The organism is Rhizobium sp. P2_G2 (assembly GCF_056403555.1).
Genome location: NZ_JBFUFF010000033.1, coordinates 37,158 through 57,338, shown reverse-complemented (window position 1 = coordinate 57,338; position 20,181 = coordinate 37,158). Strand labels below are relative to the sequence as shown.

The 20,181-nt window shown below is 61.6% G+C and carries 18 protein-coding genes; 7 read left to right on the top strand and 11 right to left on the bottom strand.

What is annotated here, in order from left to right; all coding sequences use genetic code 11:
• The first annotated feature begins 10 nt into the window (after nt 1-10).
• The 4 genes from AC1D06_RS22070 to AC1D06_RS22055 all read left to right on the top strand — a co-directional run bounded on the left by AC1D06_RS22070 (nt 11) and on the right by AC1D06_RS22055 (nt 2,996).
• The gene (locus AC1D06_RS22070) at nt 11-439 is read left to right on the top strand and encodes a nuclear transport factor 2 family protein (protein WP_477880083.1); all 429 of its coding nucleotides are present in this window, start codon (nt 11-13) and stop codon (nt 437-439) included.
• On the top strand, nt 436-1,914 hold the full coding sequence (locus AC1D06_RS22065; RefSeq protein ID WP_477987948.1) for an ankyrin repeat domain-containing protein: 1,479 nt from the start codon (nt 436-438) through the stop codon (nt 1,912-1,914). Before AC1D06_RS22070 ends, AC1D06_RS22065 begins: the two co-directional genes overlap by 4 nt.
• A gap of 15 nt (nt 1,915-1,929) precedes the next feature.
• Nucleotides 1,930-2,238 (top strand): muconolactone Delta-isomerase, encoded by a 309-nt coding sequence (locus AC1D06_RS22060; protein ID WP_477987947.1) that lies wholly within the window; start codon nt 1,930-1,932, stop codon nt 2,236-2,238.
• A 62-nt stretch (nt 2,239-2,300) separates the two neighbouring features.
• On the top strand, nt 2,301-2,996 hold the full coding sequence (locus AC1D06_RS22055; RefSeq protein ID WP_477987946.1) for an EthD domain-containing protein: 696 nt from the start codon (nt 2,301-2,303) through the stop codon (nt 2,994-2,996).
• Between the two features lie 79 nt (nt 2,997-3,075).
• Here the strand turns inward: AC1D06_RS22055 and pstB are convergent, their stop codons facing one another.
• The 10 genes from pstB to AC1D06_RS22005 form a co-directional block, all read right to left on the bottom strand.
• The gene (gene pstB / locus AC1D06_RS22050) at nt 3,076-3,900 is read right to left on the bottom strand and encodes a phosphate ABC transporter ATP-binding protein PstB (protein WP_477987945.1); all 825 of its coding nucleotides are present in this window, start codon (nt 3,898-3,900) and stop codon (nt 3,076-3,078) included.
• Between the two features lie 21 nt (nt 3,901-3,921).
• On the bottom strand, nt 3,922-4,764 hold the full coding sequence (gene pstA, locus AC1D06_RS22045) for a phosphate ABC transporter permease PstA (protein WP_477987944.1): 843 nt from the start codon (nt 4,762-4,764) through the stop codon (nt 3,922-3,924).
• 8 nt (nt 4,765-4,772) lie between these two features.
• Entirely contained in the window at nt 4,773-5,768 is a 996-nt protein-coding gene (gene pstC, locus AC1D06_RS22040) for a phosphate ABC transporter permease subunit PstC (RefSeq protein ID WP_477987943.1), read from the bottom strand.
• A gap of 75 nt (nt 5,769-5,843) precedes the next feature.
• Nucleotides 5,844-6,887 carry a phosphate ABC transporter substrate-binding protein PstS gene (pstS, locus tag AC1D06_RS22035; protein WP_477880094.1) on the bottom strand — a complete coding sequence of 348 codons (1,044 nt, stop codon included), beginning with the start codon at nt 6,885-6,887 and terminating at the stop codon, nt 5,844-5,846.
• 563 nt (nt 6,888-7,450) lie between these two features.
• Nucleotides 7,451-8,815, bottom strand: a complete 1,365-nt coding sequence (locus AC1D06_RS22030) for an FAD-containing oxidoreductase (RefSeq protein ID WP_477987942.1) — start codon at nt 8,813-8,815, stop codon at nt 7,451-7,453.
• Between the two features lie 336 nt (nt 8,816-9,151).
• Nucleotides 9,152-9,295, bottom strand: a complete 144-nt coding sequence (locus AC1D06_RS22025) for a DUF1127 domain-containing protein (protein ID WP_477880098.1) — start codon at nt 9,293-9,295, stop codon at nt 9,152-9,154.
• Nucleotides 9,296-9,563: 268 nt separating this feature from the next.
• Nucleotides 9,564-10,550: a substrate-binding domain-containing protein gene (locus tag AC1D06_RS22020; RefSeq protein WP_477987941.1), complete on the bottom strand. Its 987-nt coding sequence runs from the start codon at nt 10,548-10,550 to the stop codon at nt 9,564-9,566.
• 63 nt (nt 10,551-10,613) lie between these two features.
• Nucleotides 10,614-11,660, bottom strand: a complete 1,047-nt coding sequence (locus tag AC1D06_RS22015) for an ABC transporter permease (RefSeq protein ID WP_477987940.1) — start codon at nt 11,658-11,660, stop codon at nt 10,614-10,616.
• A complete protein-coding gene (locus AC1D06_RS22010; protein WP_477987939.1) occupies nt 11,660-13,177 on the bottom strand; it encodes a sugar ABC transporter ATP-binding protein in 1,518 nt (505 codons plus the stop codon). Before AC1D06_RS22010 ends, AC1D06_RS22015 begins: the two co-directional genes overlap by 1 nt.
• Nucleotides 13,174-14,172 (bottom strand): LacI family DNA-binding transcriptional regulator, encoded by a 999-nt coding sequence (locus tag AC1D06_RS22005; protein ID WP_477987938.1) that lies wholly within the window; start codon nt 14,170-14,172, stop codon nt 13,174-13,176. Before AC1D06_RS22005 ends, AC1D06_RS22010 begins: the two co-directional genes overlap by 4 nt.
• 465 nt (nt 14,173-14,637) lie before the next feature.
• On the opposite strand from AC1D06_RS22005, the gene AC1D06_RS22000 reads away from it, so the two are divergent.
• Nucleotides 14,638-15,168, top strand: a complete 531-nt coding sequence (locus tag AC1D06_RS22000) for a hypothetical protein (RefSeq protein ID WP_477987937.1) — start codon at nt 14,638-14,640, stop codon at nt 15,166-15,168.
• Between the two features lie 35 nt (nt 15,169-15,203).
• On the opposite strand, the gene AC1D06_RS21995 is transcribed toward AC1D06_RS22000, so the two are convergent.
• Nucleotides 15,204-17,432 (bottom strand): autotransporter outer membrane beta-barrel domain-containing protein, encoded by a 2,229-nt coding sequence (locus AC1D06_RS21995; RefSeq protein ID WP_477987936.1) that lies wholly within the window; start codon nt 17,430-17,432, stop codon nt 15,204-15,206.
• A gap of 255 nt (nt 17,433-17,687) precedes the next feature.
• On the opposite strand from AC1D06_RS21995, the gene AC1D06_RS21990 reads away from it, so the two are divergent.
• Nucleotides 17,688-19,469, top strand: coding sequence for an adenylate/guanylate cyclase domain-containing protein (locus AC1D06_RS21990; RefSeq protein WP_477987935.1), 1,782 nt, complete (start codon nt 17,688-17,690; stop codon nt 19,467-19,469).
• A 340-nt stretch (nt 19,470-19,809) separates the two neighbouring features.
• Complete coding sequence (locus tag AC1D06_RS21985; RefSeq protein WP_477987934.1) at nt 19,810-20,166, top strand: hypothetical protein; 357 nt, start codon at nt 19,810-19,812, stop codon at nt 20,164-20,166.
• Nucleotides 20,167-20,181 lie beyond the last annotated feature (15 nt).

The window sequence follows — 20,181 nt, the reverse complement described above, 5'->3', positions numbered from 1 at the left end:
GGAGTCCGCCATGTCCACCACCGATCAGACCCGCGCCATCGCCGCCGAATGGTTCGATGCGCTGACCCACCGACGCTATGAAGAGGCATTGTCCTGCCTCGACCCGAATGTCGAATGGATCAACTACAAGATTTTGCCGGGCTATAACGACGAGATGCCCTGGATCGGCACCGTGCACGGACCTGCTGCCGTCGTCGACACCCTGAAAATCTTCACCGGCGTCTGCGACGTCAAGAAGGAAGAACTGGTGAAGCTCATCGTTGACGGCGAAGAGGCCGCTGGCATCATTCACGAGATTTCCAGGGTCAAGGCAACCGGCATGAAGTTCGAGATCGAATTCATCCAGTGGCTGACGATCCGTAGCGGCAAAATCGTCCGCTGGAAATCCTATACCGACCCCTCGCCGATCCTGAAAGCGATCGAGGGAGATGCCTCATGACAGGCGCGGAAAAGACCGGTCACCATGGATCGCATAACGCGCCTCGGCTCAAAGCCTGGCTCGAGGCGATGAAGAACAATGACGGTGCGGCAGTCGTCGCCGGCCTCGCCGACGGCGTGGTCTTCGAGACGCCGTCGGATGAATGGGATGCGATCATTCCCTATATCGGCAAGGCCGAAGGCAAGGAGGCGGTGCTTGCCGGTTTTGGCAAGCGGGCGAAGGTGGTCGAGACTGTCGCGCTCGACATCCTCGCGTCTGCTGCCTCCGGCAGGCATGGCTATGCGGAGATGCATTCGCGCGAACGGTTGATCGATAGCGGCCGCGAATTCGACATCCACAGCCTGCATCTTTTCACGTTCGACGAAGCCGGCCGGATCGCGCATTGGCAGTCCTTCTTCGATCCCGATCCGGAAACCGCAGCGCTCGCCGCCGACCTGCCGGCGCGGTTCATCACCGCTGTCGGACATAATGATCTCGACGCGGCGAAACTCTATCTCGGCCAAGGCGTGCATGCCGACGCCGTCGACAGGGACAGCGGCCTGTCCGGGCTGATGATGGCGGCCTGCCGCGGCTTTGCCGACATGGTCGAGCTTTTGATCACCCATGGCGCCAATGTGAATTTCGCCGATGGCGGCGGCGGCGCCACGGCGCTGCACAAGGCAGCACAGGCCGGATCGCTGCTGATCGCCACAGCGCTCGTGAAAGCCGGCGCCTTCGTCGATTCTGTCGCCGCGACCACCGGGCATACGCCGCTGATGGATGCGATCTGGTTCGGGGCGGTCGATGTCACCGGCTTCCTGCTCGACAGCAATGCGTCGCTGAAAGTGATATCGAGCTATGGCTTTTCGATCGACGACCATTTCGCCTACGAGGAGAAAGTCAACACTGCACAGACCGATGCCTTCAAGGCGATCAAGCAGCTGTTCGACGCCCGCCGCGCCCGTGACGAGAAGGCGGTTAGAGATCAGGTGCTGATGGCAGCCGTGGTCGCCAACGACCTCGACGGCGTCAAAGCCGCGCTCGCCAACGATGCCGATGTCAACGAGCGGGCGCCGATCACCGGCGGCTTCAACAATGGCCATACGCCGCTGCATGTGGCGGCGCGCGAGGGCAAGACGGACATTGTCGCCGTGCTGCTGCCAGCCGGCGCCGACGTCAATGCCGTCGAGCCGACCTTCACGGCGGTGCCGCTGCACAAGTCGGTCTATAACGGACATGTCGAGATCACCCGCATGCTGGCGCATTCGCCAGGCGTCAACCTCGATTTCCAGGGCGCGTCGAATGGTTATTCGCCTTTACATGACGCCATCTGGCATGGCTATGCCGAATGTGCCGACATTCTCGTCGCCGCCGGCGCCCGTGTCGACCGCCCCGGCCATGACGGGCTGACGCCCCTCGACCTCGCCCGCCGGACATTCGGCGACGACCACCCGACCACCCGCGCTATCGCGGCGCGGTTCAATGCGCAATCGTGAAGAAGGAAACACGCTATGCTGTTCTACGTGCAGATGAGATGGAATTACGAAGGCCGCATCACGCTGGAGGACCTGTGGGATGTCGAGTCGGCCGAGGCTGATCACGCCCAGGAAACCATCGACAGCGGCATGGTCAAGGGCATCTGGAAGGTCGCGGCCCAGAAGCGTGTCATCGCCGTCGTCGACGTTCCGAGCGCCGAAGAACTCGACCGCACCGCGCTCGGCCGGTTGCCGATGAAGGAATATCTCGAATTCGAGGTCGTCTGGCCGTTGCGCGACTATCTTGGCTTCGCCGATGACGTGAAGAAGCACTACAAAGTCTAGCGATCCGCCTTTCCATGCCGGCCGGGGCTTTCCCCCGGCCATGCCCATCCAAGGAGGCTCTCATGATCCATCAGCACATCGTCGCAAGCCCCAAACCGGGGATGAGCGAGGCCGCATTCCAGGACTACTGGCTCAACGTACATGCAGTGAAATTCGCGTCCAAGATCCCGCAGATCAAGCGCTATAAGATCGACTTGCGCGTCGATTGGGCCGGTCAGACGGGCGCGCCGCTGTGGAGCGGCATGGCGGAAATCTGGCTGCGGAACGACGAGGAGCAACTGGCCTCGCTGCAGACGCCCGAATTCCTGCAGGGCGCACGACTGGACGAGCCTAACTGGGCGGCGTTCTGGAACTCGCAGGTGCTCGACACCGACGCGCATACCATTCTCGACAGGATGGGTGAGACGGCACCGGCCGGGGCAGTCAAGCTGTTTGCCTTCATCCGCCGCGCCGAGGGCCTGAAGCGCGACGATTTCCGCAAACGCTATCCGGCGGAACAGGCCGAGAGGGCGAAGAACCTGCCGGGTCTGTTGCGGCACGACGTCTGCACGACACGAGACGGCTGGTATATGGTCGGCGAGCCGCGCTTCGATGCGGCGATCCATCTCTGGTTCGAGAATGCCGCTGCACTCGACAGCGCCTTCAAGACCTCGCCGGAAGCACTGCTGCCGGCCGACCCGACGCTGGTCGAGACGCGGTATAATTTCCCGCTGGCCTTCACAGAGCACTGGGTCATCGGGCCGGATGCGCGGGCCTGAAGTATTTCGGATTTGCCACATAAAAATACCCCCTCGCCCAGTCGGACGAAGGGGTATTGTTTTGAACAGACGTTGTCGATCAGCCGAAGCGGCCGGTCACATAGTCGCCGGTGCGCGGATTGGTGGGGGCGCTAAAAATCTTGTCGGTCTTGTCGAATTCGACCAGTTCGCCGAGATACATGAAGGCGGTGTACTGCGAGGTACGGGCCGCCTGCTGCATGTTGTGGGTGACGATGGCGATGCAATAGTCCGAGCGCAGCGACGAGATCAGCTCCTCGATCTTGCCGGTCGAGATCGGGTCGAGCGCCGAGGCCGGCTCGTCGAGCAGTAGCACCGAAGGCTTGACGGCGATAGCGCGGGCAATGCAGAGGCGCTGCTGCTGACCGCCGGAGAGGCCGAGGCCACTCTGGTGGATCTTGTCCTTGACCTCGTCCCACAGCGCCGCTTCGCGCAGAGCGGACTCGACGCGGTTGTTCATCTCGGCCTTGGAGATCTTCTCGTAGAGGCGGACGCCGAAGGCGACGTTTTCGTAGATCGACATCGGGAACGGCGTCGGCTTCTGGAACACCATGCCGATCTTCGAACGGAGGCGGTTGAGGTCCTCGTTCTTGTTGAGGATGTTGCGGCCGTCGAGCAGGATCTCGCCGGTGACCTGCTGGCCCGGATAGAGATCGTACATACGGTTGAAGGTACGCAGCAACGTCGACTTGCCGCAACCCGATGGGCCGATGAAGGCGGTCACCGTCTTGTCGCGGATCTGCATGTTGACACCCTTCAGCACCTCATGACCGTTCTGGTACTTGAAGCGGATGTTCTTGACTTCGAGCTTGACCGGCTGTTCGGCCTCGCGAATGGAGCTCGACAGCGTCGGATGCAGTTCGAGGTCGCGGGATGTATCGGACATGTTCATATCCCTTTTCCTTCTTCAGGCAGAGCGGTGGCCAGCGAACCAGCGGGCGACAATATTGAGTATAAGGATCGTGACGGTGATGAGCAACGCACCACCCCAGGCAAGGCGCTGCAGGGCTTCATAGCCGCCAGTGGCGAAGTTATTGATAACGACCGGCAGATTGGCCATCGAGTTATTGAGGTTGGTGGACCAGAACTGGTTGCTGCCGGCGGTAAACAGAAGCGGTGCGGTTTCGCCGGAGATACGGGCGACAGCCAGGAGCACGCCGGTGGTGATGCCGCTACGGGCGGAGCGCCAGACGACCGAGACCATGACCTTCCACTTGGGAGCGCCGAGCGCCGCAGCCGCCTCGCGCATGGTGTTGGGCACCAGGGCCAGCATGTCCTGCGTGGTACGATTGATGATCGGCACAGCGATCACCGCCAGCGCCACCGCGCCCGCCCAGGCCGACTGATGGCCGAAGGGAACGACCAGCAGGCCGTAGATGAACAGGCCGATGATGATCGACGGAGCCGACAGCAGGACGTCGTTGATGAATTTCGCCATCTCGCCGATCTTGGAGCCGCGCGAATATTCGGAGAGGTAGGTGCCGGCCATCAGGCCGATCGGCGTGGCAATGACGATGCCGATCAGCGTCATCATCAAAGAGCCGAAGATCGCGTTGGAGAGACCGCCGCCATCGTCGCCGGGAGGCGCGGGCGTCTCCTCGGTGAAAAGGCTCCAGTCGATGGCCGCCAGGCCCTTCCACAGCAGCGTGAAGAGGATCGCCGCGAGGAAGAACAGGCCGAAGGCGGTGGCGACCATCGACAGTGCGATGGCAACCCGGTTGGTGGCATAACGGCGTGATACTAGGGACATGGCTGAGCTCAGAATTTTTCCGCGCGACCGATGAGGAATTTCGCCAGCGCAAGTACGGTGAAAGTGATGAAGAACAGGATGAGGCCCAGTGCGACAAGGCTCGATGTGTAGAGGTCGCTGGTCGCCTCGCCGAATTCATTGGCGATCGCGGCCGAGATGGTCGTGCCCGGCAGCAGCAGGGAGGAGGTGATGGTGTGCGAGTTGCCGATGACGAAGGTGACTGCCATCGTTTCGCCGAGTGCACGGCCAAGACCAAGCATGACGCCGCCGACCAGGCCGAGACGCGTATAGGGGAAAACGATATTGCGCATCACCTCCCAGGTCGTCATGCCCATGCCGTAAGCGGATTCGCGCAGCATGACCGGCGCGGTGCTGATGACGTCACGGGTGATCGAGGTGATGAACGGAATGATCATGATGGCAAGGATGATGCCCGCCGTGAACATGGTGTAGCCGTAAAAGGTGTTGGCCGGGCTGGTGGAGAACAGCGCGCCGAGAAGCGGCACCTGGCCCAGCGTTTCGTTCAGAACCGGGAAGATATCGTTCTGCAGGATCGGCGCAAGGACGAAGAAACCCCACAGACCGTAGATGATCGACGGGATGCCGGCGAGCAGCTCGATCGCAGTCCCGATCGGGCGGCGGAGCGCCGGCGGGCAGATTTCGGTCAGGAACATGGCGATGCCGAAGCTGACCGGCACGGCGATGATCATGGCGATGATGGAGGTCACCAGCGTGCCGACGATCGGGGCGGCGGCGCCGTAAATATCCTTGGACGGGCTCCAGCGCTCGTTCCAGAGAAAGGAGATGCCGAACTGGTTCCAGGCCGGCCAGGCTTCCACGACGAGAGAAACGAGGATGCCCAACAGGACGAGCACGACGATGACGGCGGACAGCCATGTCAGGTTGACAAAGATGGAGTCCTGCATCCGGAGGCGACCGGAGCGGTTCTCTTCGGTGGCGAGGGAGGAAGGAATAGTCTCTGGTGCGACGGAAACCACAGGCATGTACCTTGAATTGACGACTATGACCCAGGGCGGAAAATCGGGGCGGGCAACGAATGCCCGCCCCTTTTTCACGGATTAGTAAATGGACTTGCCGTCCTTCATGATGTTCTTCTTCCAGGAGGCTTCGACGAGCTTGACGATGCTTTCCGGGATAGCAACGTAGTCGAGGCTCTTGGCAGTCGCCTTGCCGTCCTTATAGGCCCAGGCGAAGAACTTGAGGGCTTCCTTGGCAGCATCGGCATCGTCCGGGTTGTTGTGGATCAGAACCCAGGTCGAAGCAGCGATCGGCCAGCTCTTGGCGCCAGCCTGGTCGGTGATGATGACGTGGAAGTTCTTGGCACCGGCGAAATCGGCATTGGCAGCGGCGGCAGCGAAGGCTTCCAGCGACGGCTTCACGACCTTGCCGTCATGGTTGACCATGCGGGCGAAGCTGATCTTGTTCTGGATAGCATAGGCGAATTCGTTGTAGCCGATGGCGCCAGCAGTCTGCTTGACGGTGTTGGCAACGCCTTCCGAACCCTTGGCGCCGAGGCCGAGCGGCCATTCGACAGCGCTGTCGGAACCGATCTTGTCCTTCCAGTCAGCCGAGACCTTCGAGAGGTAATTGGTGAAGTTGAAGGTCGTGCCCGAACCGTCCGAGCGGTGAACGACGACGATCGCCTGTTCCGGCAGCTTCAGCTTCGGGTTCAGGGCGACGATGGCCGGGTCGTTCCACTTGGTGATCTGGCCGAGGAAGATCGCGGCAAGGGTCTTGCCGTCGAGGATCAGTTCGCCCGGCTTGACGCCGTCGATGTTATAGATCGGAACGATGCCGCCCATGATCATCGGGAACTGGGTAAGGCCGTTCTTGGTGAGATCTTCGTCGCTGAGCGGCTTGTCGGTCGCGCCGAAGGTCACGGTCTTGGCTTCGACGGCCTTGATGCCGCCGCCCGAACCGATCGACTGATAGTTCAGGGCGATGTCCGTCTTCTTCTTGTACTGGACGCTCCACTTGGCGAAGACGGGATTGATGAAGCTCGAACCTGCGCCCGAGATGTCGGCTGCGAAGGCTGCGCCGGCCAGCGAGACGCTGACGGCCACGACGGCAGCGCCGCCGACGATTTTCCTGATGAAGCTCACGGATTCTCTCCTGGATCGTGGGAATTTTATACCCGGCACCTTTTCCGGTGTCCGTGGGCGACCTACTCCCGTCACATGAAGCTTTTGTGACAGTTAGATGTCAGTCCCGCGATGCCTGTTTGATGGGCTTGGCAAGAAACTCGTCTTGAGCACCACAAATTTTCCGGAGGGTGTAATGTCCGGCGTGAGGCTCCTGAAGTCAAAATCACAGGATTTGATAATTATCTTCAAACGGTTATGTCGCCGTCCTCGCGCGCATGAAGAGCTTCCTCAAGCATCTCCGCATGAAGCAATACATTGCATTTTTTGAACATGACGCCGGAGATTCATTAAAGTTCGGCCAATCTGAAAATAACTCTCCTTGTGCGTCAATTTGCCCTATCGCTAGACCTTGATTTTGACGCCATCGGCGAGACGACATGCGCAAAGCAGCGACGGAAGACGCGGTCTCGTTCCTCTCGGCGCGGCATTCCGTTGAATGGAGCGGCGGATGAACTCGTTTCCGATCGGGTGCGCACAGGGTGTTCCCGATCAAACTCTGTCCAGCAGCGCGGCTGTCTATTTCAGCCGATGCGCTTCAAATCGCCGATCAATGTCGGCAGCAGTTCCGACACTGTCGGATGGATCGGCACCGACCATTGCAGCACGTCATAGGGCGTGCGGGCATTCATCGCATCGATGACGCCGTGGATCACCTCGTCTCCCTCGATGCCGAGGATCGCCGCACCAAGGATCTGCTTCGTTTCCGCGTCGGCGACGATTTTCATGAAGCCCTGGGTCTCGGCCTTTTCCACCGCCCGCCCGACCCGGCTCATCGGCCGGGTCGAAACGAGTATCGGCCGACCCGTTTCCCGCGCCTGGCGTTCGGTCATGCCGACGCGCCCGAGCGGCGGATCGATATAAAGCGCGTAGGCCGGTATTCGTGAACTGAGCTTGCGGTCGCCTCCATCGAGCAGATTGGCGGCGACGATCTCGAAGTCGTTGTAAGAGGTATGGGTGAAGGCCCCGTGGCCGTTGCAATCGCCGAGCGCCCAGATGCCCTCGACATTGGTGGAGAGCCGGTCGTCGACCTTGATAAAGCCGCGTGCGTCCGCCTCGATGCCGGCAGCATCCAGCCCGAGATCGTCCGTGTTGGGCTTGCGGCCGACAGCGACAAGCACATGGCTTGCGACGATCCGCTCGCCATTGGCGCTAACGGCAATGTCGCCAGCGGATTTCGCGAAGGACAGATTCGAGACACCGGTGCGGATGGCAACGCCTTCATTGCGCATGATGTCGGCGATGGCATCGGAAATATCCTCGTCCTCGCGCGATGCCAGCTTTGTGCCGCGCTCGATCACGGTGACCTCGGCGCCGAACCGGCGGTACATCTGGGCGAATTCAAGCCCGATATAGCTGCCGCCGATCACCGCGAGGTGTCTTGGCAAGAGGTCAAGTTCTATGATCGTCGTGCTCGTCAGATAGGGCACCTCGGCGAGGCCGGGGAAATCGGGGATCGAAGGCCGCGCCCCGACATTCAAGAAGATCTGCGGCGCGGTCAGCGTCTCGCCGTTGACGCTGATTATCCTTGGCGCTTCGAAGCGAGCCTGCCCGCGGATGACAGTCATCGTATCCATGCCGGCGAACCAGGATTCGAGACCGTTGCGAGCGTTGAGTGTCACGGTTGCAGCGCGGGCGCGCACCGCCTTCATGTCGATACCAACGCCGCCCGCAAGCATCACGCCGTAATCGGCGGCGCGGCGGGCGACATGCGCGGTCCGGGCGCTGGCGACCAGCGTCTTGGTGGGCATGCAGCCGGCATTCACACAGGTGCCGCCGACAAACTTGCGTTCGATCAGCGCCACCTTGCGGCCCATTGCGGCCATGCGTACGGCAAGGGACGGCCCGGCCTGGCCGGCGCCGATGAAGATCGCCTCGAATTGCCTCATGGCGCGGCCACTGCGATCAGGACGACGCCGGCAGCCGCAACCATACCAATCAGCAATGCAAGCAACAGAATCATGGTTGTCCTCTCATGTTAAAAGGCGTCCCGATTCCTAAAGAGCAAGCGCCGTCAAACGGCGCCGTCCCGAGGGTTGTAGCAGTCCATAGGAATTCCGGAAAGAGGCACCGAGCGGCTCGTGCCGCTACAAAGTACCGGTTTTGATCGGCTGACGTCGTGGCGAACGCCTCATCGAGGCATAGTCTATGCCATAGGGGTCATTTCGGCAGACAGCAAAACGCCCGCTTCGTCAGCGGGCGTTTTGCTTTGAATTGGGCTTCGTTTACCGCAGCGTGGCGCGGACGACGACCGGAATCTGCTCCCGGGTAATGCCGAGATCCTGCAGCGCGTGGCTGCTGAGACGGCCGAGTTCGGTAACGGCGCGGCGATAGTTGATCCAGTTGTTGACGGTGCGGACGACGCTCATGATGATCCCCTTTCGTGGGTTCGGTTGACGTCGGCTTCCGTTCATTCGGCCCGGCGTCTTGATGACCAATATCTGGGGATCAGCCTGACACAGCAGTAGACGCATGGAACTCAAATCACCCATGCAACGAGTGCATATCGTCATCTCAAACCTGGAAATTCCCGGGCATCAAGCGGGCGCGCGCGACACCGACGGCTTTGGCGCCGCCGGCACATCACGCAAGCAATGGGTAACGGGTGGGCAGGAAATTCCTGCCCACCCCGCAAGATTATTTGTCGAGCTGCTTGGCATTTTCCGCCGTGATCGCGGTCGTGTCGACCGTCACCGTTGCCGGCACCGTGGTGGCGCAATCCAGAAGGATCGACTTGGCCATGTCGATCGCCTCCTTGGCGCCGGTCGGATATGTGAACGTCGCCGACCAGTCGCCCTTGGCGACGGCCTTGATGCCGCCTGCAGGTCCGGGGAGGCCATCCGTGCCGATGATTTTGACGGTCTTGCCGGCGCTCTTTGCAGCGAGCAGCGCGCCTGCAGCCATCATGTCGTTGCTGGCATAGACCATCTTGATGTCGGGATGTGCCTGCAGCATGGCGGCGAAGGCCGTCTGCGCCTTGTCCGGCAGCCAGTCGGCAGCCTGTTCGGCGGCGATGGTGATCTTGGTATTGCCCTTCACGCCGTCCTTGAAGCCATTGAGCCGCTCGACCGCAGGCGTGGAGCTCGGCAGGCCTTCCAGCACCGCCACTTCGCCACCCTCGGGCAGAAGCGTCTTGGCCGTGTATTGGCCGGCGGCGAAGGCGATCTTGTAATTGTCGCCGCCGATGAAAGCCGTATAGTCCTTGCCCGGATCGCCGTTGGTCTTGCGGTCGAGTTCGATGACCGGAATGCCTGCGTCCATGGCGCGCTTGACGGCGGGCGTCAGCGGTGCTGCCTCGAAAGGCGAGATCAGCAGCAGATCGACCTGCTGGGTGATGAAATTGTCGACCTGCGACGTCTGGGTGTTCACATTGCCGGCGCCGTCGGCGATCTGCAGCGTGAATTGCGGCACATCCTTGGCGGCGGCGGTCAGCTCGTCATTGACATGCTGGCGATAGGGCTCGGCATTGTTGGCTTGCGAAAAGCCGATGACGAACTTGCCGTCCTTGGCGCAAGCCTTGACGAGCGGATTTGCCGCATAAGCGGTCCCCGTGATTGCCAGGCAGGACCCTGCCAGAAGCACGACCTGGAAACCGCGCTGAAATTTGCCTGCTTTCCTGTCCATATCTCTCTCCTCCGTTTAGGCCCGTGCGGGCCTCTCCTCAAGCTTGGATACCGCCGCCTGGCACTACCTCCCCAATCCCTCGCGGCGACGAACGAGGGATTGAAGCACGGCCGCCAGCACGATGATCGCCGCTGTCGCCAGCAGCTGCATCGCGGGCGTGATATTGTTGAGCTGCAGGATGTTGGCGAGCGCACCGAGCATGATCGTGCCGGCCACCGTGCCCACCATCGAGCCTGCGCCGCCGAACAGGCTGGTGCCGCCAATGACCACCGCTGCGATGGCCGTCAGTTCGTAACCCATGCCGTCATTGGCGCTGCCGAAATTGAACTGGCCGGCATGGACGATGCCTGCAAGCGCCGAGGCAAAGCCGGTGATCGCATAGACTGCGATCTTGATGGCCGAGACCGGCACGCCGGATATGCGCGCCGCCCGCTCGTTGCCGCCGACGGCGAAAACATAACGGCCGAAGCGCGTCAGGTTGAGCGCCAGCGTCGCCACGCCGGCGAAGACGATGAAGACAATGGTCGCCACCGGCACGACATTGCTGAACAGCCGCTCGCCGAGCACGGCGAAAATCGGTGGCGCAAGACCGGGTCCGTCGCCATAGGATATGTTGATATACTGGTTGTTGGAAACCATCAGCGCCAGTCCACGCGCCGCCTGCAGACCGGCAAGCGTGACGATGAAGGGCTCGAGGCGAAAACGGCTTGAAATCGCGCCCTGGATCAGGCCGAACACGGTTCCCATCAGCAGCACCGCAAGAATGGTGGCGATGAGGCCGAAGCCGCCGGAAACCATCATTATCGCGGTCACCACGCTCGAAAGCCCCAGAACCGCGCCGACCGAGAGGTCGATACCCGCCGTGATGATGACGAATGTCATGCCGACCGCAATGATGCCGGTTTCCGAAACGGCGCGGATGATGTTGGCGACGTTGTCCGGGGCAAGAAAAATGATTTTTCCGTGCCGCTGCGGCGAGAATATGATGCCGCCGAGGATCACCAGGATCAGTCCGATCAGACTCTGGAACCGGACGACCAAAGCGAGCGGATCGCGACGCCGAGCCGGGGCAGCAACGGGACCGTCAATCGTGGTATTCTGTTCAGACATCAGGCCTCCCTGCCGTTTGCAGCGGCGAGCACCGTGTGCTCGTCGACGCCGCCCTTGAATTCCGCTACGTTCCGGCCCTGCCGCAGCACCACGATGCGGTCGCAGAGGCCGATCAATTCGGGCATTTCGCTCGATGCCACGAGAATGCCGAGGCCATCGCCGGCCAGTTGCCGCAGGCGCGCATAGATCTCGCCCTTCGCGCCGACATCGACGCCGCGTGTCGGCTCGTCGAGCAGCAGCAGGCGGGGATTGCCCAGCACTTCCTTGGCCAGCACCACTTTTTGCTGATTGCCGCCGGACAACGCACCGACCGCGATGTCGCTGTTGCGCGGCCGGATGTCGAACTGCGCGAAGGATGCCTTGATCGCCTCGGCCTGGCGCCGCTCGGATATCAAGCCGTTCGGGGAAATGCGCCGGATGATCGACATGACGAGGTTGAGACCCACCGCCATGCGCAGCATCAATCCGCTGCCGCGCCGATCGTCGGTGACGAAAGCGAGGCCCGCCCTGCGCGCCGCCGCGACCGATTTCAGCTTGACCGGCCTGCCGTCGATCTCGACCTGGCCCTGCCAGCGGCCGGAGGGGCCGAGACCGTAGAGCGCGCTGAGCAATTCCGTCCGCCCGGCGCCCATCAGGCCCGCAAGTCCGACGATCTCGCCGGCATGCACATCGAGGCTGATCTCATCCGGAGCCTGCCAGCCCGGTGCGGCGCGCCGCTGCCGAAAGCTCGCCTGGTTGAGATGCAGCAGCGGCTTGCCGACGCCCGTCGCCCGCTTCGGATAGAGCTCTTCAAGCGGCCGCCCAACGAGAAGCCTGACCAATTCCGCCTGCGGCGCCTGCGGGCCGGTAATGCCGGAAACCTTGCCGTCACGCATCACGGTGACGCGATCGGCGATCTGCGGCACTTCCTCCAGCCGGTGCGAAATATAGATGATGCCGACGCCGCTGGCGCTCAGACGGCGCATGATGGTGAACAGGCGCTCGACCTCGCTGACCGTCAGCGCTGCGGTCGGCTCGTCCATGATCAGCAGCCGCGACGCGTAGGACAGTGCCTTGACGATGGCGACGACCTGGCGCTGGCCGATCGGCAAGTCGGAGACCAGCCGTGCCGGATCGATCGCCAGGTCGATCGCTTGCAGCCGCTTGCGCGCCTCTGCCAGCATCGCCGCCCTGTCGAGCATGCCGCCGGGGCGCATCAGTTCCCGGCCGAGGAAAAGGTTGGAGGCCACGTCCAGGCTGGGCACCAGATCGAGCTCCTGGAATATCGTGGCGATGCCGGCGGCCTGCGCATCGCGCGGGCTCGCAAACCGCACCGGATGGCCATCGATGCGGATCGTGCCCTCGTCCGGCGCATGCACGCCGGACAGCAGATTCATGAGGGTGGACTTGCCGGCGCCGTTCTCGCCCAGCAAGGCATGGATCTCGCCGGCCTTGACATCGAAATCAACGCCGCGAAGCGCCTGGACGCCGCCGAAATGCTTGACCGCGCCGATGACGGAAAGCAGTGACTCGCTCATTTCGGAACTCCGCAGGATTGGCGCGTTCGCAATGCCGGTTTCAAGCGAACCGTGCTTGGCGGTCTCTCCGGGGACGCGATCCGCCTGATCAGCAGATCCGCCGCCTGCCGGCCGAGTTCAGCGCATGGCTGTGCCATCAGCGTCAGGCGCGGCTCGAAATAGTCGGCCCATTCGAAATCGTCGATGCCCAGCACGGATAGATCCGACGGCACATGCAATTGCCGCTCGCGAACGGTGCGCATCAACCCAATCATTGCCAGATTGTTGCCGGCGATGATCGCGGTGGGCGGCTCCGGCAGCGACAGCAGGATATCGGCGGATTGCGCCGCGTCCGCGGTGGTACTGCTGCCGTCCCGGATAAAATGCGGCAGGACTGTCAGCCCGCGAGCCTCGACCGCGGCATTGAAAGCCGAAATGCGCTCCGTCGTTGTGGTGAAACCCGGCTGGCCGCCAATGAATCCGATGCGCTTATGCCCGAAAGACACCGCGTGATCGACCAGTTCGGTGATCGCTGCGGCATTGTCGGTGCCGATCTGGTCGAACCGTTCGTCAGGCAATCGGTCGACCAGCGCACAAGGCAGGCCGCGCTCGAAGAGATAGTCCAGCGACTTCTGCGGTTCGGCGGAGGGGGCAAGGATGATGCCGTCGACACGGCGCTGGTGCAGTTGCTGGACAATCGCCAGTTCGCGCGCGGGGTCGTCCTGCGTATCGCAGAGAAACACCGTAAGATCACGTCGCGAGCATTCCGCCTCGACGGCACAGATCACGTCGCTGAAATAGGGGTTCGAAATCGCCGAGATCGCAAGGCCCACGGTTCCCGTCGACGAAATCTTCAGCGATCGCGCCAGCGTATTGGGGATATAGCCGACCGCCTCCACGGCATCCTGGATTCGCCGGACCTTTTCCTCCGACACGAAGCGCGTCTTGTTCAGGACATGCGACACGGTGGAAACCGACACGCCGGCGAGTTCTGCAACTTTCGCAATCGTGGCCATCAGCGCGCCAATGGCCTCGCCGTTGTCATAACCGACATCATTAAATCCTCCCGGTCACCCTCGGCGGCCTCCACCACCATGGACACGCTAGCACCATCGATACGTTTGCGCAAACGTTTTCTAAATCGATTCAATGCCGATTTTCGCCAAATGCGGCGTTTCCGCCCGCCGAAGGTCGTGCGCCGGGCTGGCTCGAATTTTCAGTCAAATCAACGAAGCTGGCCACGTGGAGGCCATGGACCATTCCTGCTGCGGGCGTGCCATCGCTCCCACCGATTGAAAGTCCTGGACACCGCGGTCAGGGACCCGAACAAGAATTCTGTCCCGGACATGCATTTCGAGGTGATTAAAACGGACGGCAAGCCCGTCATATCAGTCATCCAAATGACGGCGAACCGCCGCAGGACGAAAAGATACGCCCGCCGACAGCCCAGGTCGGGACCTGAACAAGGAGCAGCCTAAGACATGAAGAAGATCGCGCTCACCGTCATCGCGGCACTGCTGCCGCTCAGCGCCTATGCCGCATCCGCGGCAGATCCCGTGCAGCGGATCATCGATCTCGCCAAAGCAACCTGGGCCACGACGGAAAACAACAACACACCCGGCTATTTCGACCAGCTCGACCGGGATTTCAGCAAAAGTTTTGCCAAGGTCTATCGCGAAGCAACGAAATATCCCGCTCTCGACGGCAGCGACTCACCTTTCGATTACGACGTGATCACGTCGAGCCAGGACGGCTGTCCGCTCCAGGATATCGGCGTCAAGAGCGAAGACGAAAAGGACGGCATGACGGTGGTCGACGCACGCTTCCGCCTGATGGCCTGCTTCGATGAGGCCGCCCAGAAAGCCAAGTTCAACGAGCTGAAATTCGATGTGATCACCGAAGACGGCAAGCCTGTGATCAACGACATCCACCGCAAGACCGACGACGGCAAATGGGATTCGCTAGTCGCCGAGATGAAAGAGGACATCAAAGTGGGCCAAGCTCCGCAATAGCGTCGCTCAAATGGCTGTAAGCCGTTCGGCATGCTTCACATCACGATGAAGTCCGATGCCGACAGATGTAGGTGTGCGGCGAGCGTGGAAAAATGTACGCTATGCGCCCCTCCACTACCGTCCGCGTCGTAGAACAAATCACCGCTCTCTCTGTCATAGATGATTTGCGCATGGTCGGCTTCTGCCTTGCCGTTCGCGTTTTCGACAAAAGCCTCGGCAAAGAGTTTGCCTGGCGTTAGCGCCGCAAAGACGGTGCTGTCGAGCTGGAGATGGTCGACAGCCGGGTTGAAGTCGAGGATGGTGTCCGCATTGGCGCCGAGCTTGTCGTCGAAAACGAAGCTGTCATGACTTGCGGCGGCGCTCAGAGTCTCCGCTACACCGCCGCCGTCGAGCATATGGGATGCGGTTCTGCCGTGGAGATGGTCGGTTCCTGACGTGCCGCCGGAAGGATCGGCCTTTGCGCCGGACTGCTCATTCGCCGTCGTTGTCAGTACACCGGATGCGCTCAGCTGCATGCTTGCCCTGGCATAATGACCCGCAAATGTCAGGCTGCCGACATCCTTGCCGTGATCGGTGATAGACACAACCGTGTTCGCACCTTTGACCGCGACCTGGATCGCGGCGTTCTTGTCGAGGCCGCCAATGAAGATGCTGTTGTCCTCGGTAAAGCCATTTATCGTCGCATCCATCAAATTCGACTTGCCGAGGCTCAGATGCGCTCCCTTGCTTCCCGCGGCAAAGCTGATGTCGACGGTCTTGTCCTCGGCGTTGAGGATGAACTTGCCGGCCTTGCCGATCGTGACCTCGCCATCACCTTCGAGGGCGGCGGATACGCGCATCAAGCCGCCGCTCACCGACATGCTGGCAGTTTTCGAGACCGTGACGAAGTTGAAAGCCCCTGTCCCATTGTCCGAAACCGACAGGCGGCCATTCTTCTCGATCGTGACAAAGTCGAGAACTGCTGAGGAAAGGCCGCTCACCGACAGACTGCCATTCTTCCAGATCGAGACGTCCCTGAAGGAGGCGTCGGCATCGCCCGTCACCAACAAGCTGCCTTTGCCGTTCGCCTTGTCCTCCGCGCTGCCGAGGACGAGTTCGCGGCCGTCGAGGTGGCCGCCAAGCATATTGATTGAGCCTTTGCCGTTCTCGCCGACGCTGGTTGTCTTCGTGACATGAAGGTTGCACTGGCCGGAAACGCTGACACTGCCGCTGCCGCCAGTCTCGGCGCCCAGAACCAGATTCTTCAGGTTCGCTGCGCTGCCTTGTTCCAGGGATAGCGAGCCCTGGCCTTTGACGCCGAGAGTGACCGTACCTATGGACGACAATGCACTGCCGTTGACATCGATGTCGCCGCTTGCATGTGCCGCACTGCCGGCAACAAGGTTGAATGCGCTGACCTTGCCAAAGTCCTGGACGTCGAGGTCGCCCTGCTGCTTCTGCCCAAGCGTCAGCGTCCCGGTGAATTTCATCGTGCCGCCATCCACCAACAGGCCGCCGCCCTGCTGATGGCTGTGGGCCATGTCGACGACGGCACGGCCGTCCGTGACGATCTCTCCGCCCTTCGCCGCCAGGTTGCCCTCGAAACTGTTGCGCGATGCCGTCAGCTTGAACCCGCCCTGAAGCTCCAGCGTCGCGCCCTCGTTGACCAGGATGTCGCCCCAGTCGCCGATGAGCGAAGCCGCACCGGCGACGGTCATGGTGCCCCCGCCCATGTCCATGCCGGCGCTGCGGCTGTTGCCGACCACACTGAAAGTGGCCGCCGTCACGGTACCGCCGTCGATCTCGAGGTCCATGTCTTTTTTCAAGACGAACGCGTCCACGTCGAGGCTGCCATCGCTGATCCACCCGCCAAAGCCGCCGATACTGTCGGCATGGACATGCGCGCCGCTGATGTTGAAATTGCTGAGCGTGCCGGCATCGACATGCCCTCCGGCGAGCGTGCCCGCATTGATCGTTGTCGCGTTGAGCGTCCCGCCGGCAAATGTCACGCTCTGGACGGTCGTCGCCGTGAACACGCCACCATTCAGGCTCCCGCTGAGCCCGATACCCTGTATCGTACTGGCCGACAGCCCCCCGGTGACGGTCGCACCGTCGTCGAGCGTAAGGGTCTTGACGGTTTGCCCATCAGCGGTGACTGTAACATCGCTATCGATGACAGCATCGTCGCCGGCGCCCGGAAAACCCTTGTCGTCGGGACTGCCATCGGTCCAATGATCGGTGTCGTCGAAGTCACCGCTGCCATTCTGCCATCGCCATGAGGTCATTGTCGCCTCCTCCATCGAACTCCAATAGTTAGCCGCAACTACTCAACGCCGCACCCCACGATCAGGGTAGACGTTGTTGCGCAAGCAATCACCTCGCGGCGGTCTGGGGACAGAGATTGGGCCATTGAGATAGTCTCACCAACCATTGTTTCAGCCGACGGGGTGCCTCGGAGCCTCCCTTCGTTTGGAACCGTTGCTTTTTTCGAGACGAGCGGCGCCAGTCGTGCTTAATTGTTGAGCGACATGAGGGCCGGCATGAGTGAGACGCGCAAGATAGCAGCGATCCTGGTCTCTGACGTTGTCGGCTATAGCCGGCTCGCCGGCGCCGACGAGGATCGCATTCTGGCGCGGCTCAGGGCACTGCGCAGCGATCTCATCGATCCCACCATTGCGGTCTATCGCGGCCGCATCGTCAAGCGCACCGGCGACGGAAGCCTCGTCGAGTTCGGCAGCGTCGTGGAGGCGGTCCGCTGCGCCATGGAAGTGCAGAACGCCATGATCGAGCGCAATGCCGGGGTGCCGGACGATCGCCGTATCGAGTTCCGCATCGGCATTCACCTCGGCGACGTGGTGCAGGAGAACGATGGCGACCTGATGGGCGACGGCGTCAACATCGCCGCGCGTCTCGAAGGCATCTGTGAACCCGGCAATATCTGCCTTTCCGAGCAGGCCTATTGGCAGGTCAAGGCAAGGCTCGATCTGGCGATCAATGATCGCGGCGAAATACAGCTCAAGAACATCGCCGATCCGGTCCGCGTCTATTCGCTGCAGGTCGGCGTGCCGGCCGAGGCCAAGCCGGCCGCGTCCTTGGCCGTGGCTGCCAAGGAGATTGCTGCGCCGCGGCTTTCCCTGCCGGAAAAACCTTCGATCGCCGTGCTGGCGTTCCAGAACATGAGCGGCGATCCGGAGCAGGAATATTTTGCCGATGGCATGGTGGAAGACATCATTACCGGCCTGTCGCGGATCAAATGGCTGTTCGTGATCGCGCGCAATTCAAGCTTCGTCTACAAGGGCAAGGCTGTGGACGTACGGAAGGTGGGACGCGAACTCGGCGTCCGCTACGTTCTCGAAGGCGGCGTCCGCRAGGCTGGAAACCGCCTGCGCATCAGTGCCCAGCTTCTCGAGGCCGAGACCGGGACTCATCTGTGGGCCGATCATTACGACGGTGCGGTGGAGGATGTTTTTGCGCTGCAGGACCAGATCACCGACCAGGTGGTCGGCATCGTCGAGCCAAGCCTGCAACGCTCGGAAATCGAACGCTCCCGGCAAAAGCGCCCCGAAAGCCTCGATGCCTACGACCTCTATCTGCGCGCCGTGCCGCACATGGCAACAGTTATGCCTGCCGACGCCAGGATCGCCGCGGGGCTTCTCGAGGAAGCGCTCAGGCTTGACTCGGATTACGCTGCGGCGCACGCGCTGCTCGCCTGGTGCCATGAGATCTTTTTCACCCGCGGCGGGTTCGGCGAGGACGATAAAGCCGCAGGCGTCGGGCATGCGCGCGCCGTGATCGCCAGCGGCGCCGACGACGCGACGGCATTGGCGATCGCCGCGTTTACGCTCGCAATACTGGGACGAGACCGCACGACCGCGTTGAGCGCGCTCGAGCGCGCCTTGTCGCTCAACGCCTCATGCGCCACGGCGCTCTATTTCGGATCGTATATCAACGCCATTACCGGCAATCCCGACGCCGCGATCGCCCATGCCGAACGTGCGTTGCGGCTCAGTCCATTCGACCCTTTGGCGTTCATCGCGCATTGCTCGCTCGGAGCGGCGGCCGTGCAGGAGACGCGTTACGATGAAGCGGCATCGCACTTTGCCAAGTCGGTGCAGGCAAATCCCCGTTTCAGCTCGCTCTATTTCTTTCAGGCCGCATCGCTGGCGCTCGCAGGGCGCAAGCAGGAAGCAGGGTCGGTTGCGCAACGATTGCTCGAGCTGGAACCGGGATTTCGGACGCGCGTCGCCTTCGAAATCGGCATGGTGCCGGCCCTCGCCGACCGGCTCGCAGAAGGCGCAGGGATGCTGGGTTTGCCGGAATAGTTTGGCGGGCGGCGTCCATCGGCAGGATGACGGCGCCCTGTTGCCTGGAATGTGTTCCGGCACATGCAGGCAAATGCGCGGCTGCCCATGATATGCAGCCCGGCATTCCAAACATTCCCCACCTTCCAGGCAATCGCCTCCTGGCCGCCTGAAAATATCCATTCGGTCTCGCCCTGAGGGGCCGCTGACAAAACCATCGAGCGACATGGATATGGTCAAGATGAGGGCTCGGATCTGGACCGCCACAATCGGTGGTGGAGCCACAATCCTGTCATAGCAACATCGCGCGAAGTGCTGTAGTAAGGCTATCCATTGCAGCGACTGTCAGGAGGGGATTGAAATGGTCACCGTAACCGTAGCATCGCAGGGATTGGACGAGGGAACCAGTTTTCTCGGCGACATTTACCAGTTGCTCTTCAACAGCAGTGCGACCTTTACCCGCAATGCCCCCGAGATCGCAGTCCTATCTCAGACAGGCCCAAAGCTTTTTGCAGATTTCGACGGTTCGAACCTGGATATGAACAGCGGTGTCGTCACCAGCATCACGGTTGGCCGCGGACAGCAGGATTTCGAGATCTCCGGTCTCAGTCTGAATGCCGACGCGGTCTACAACGCAATCGCCGAGACGGACTTTCAGCAGCAATTCAGCGATTTCTCCGCCTTGTTCCAAGGGGATCGGCTGGAATGTCGATCTTAGCAAATCGAAAGTTTC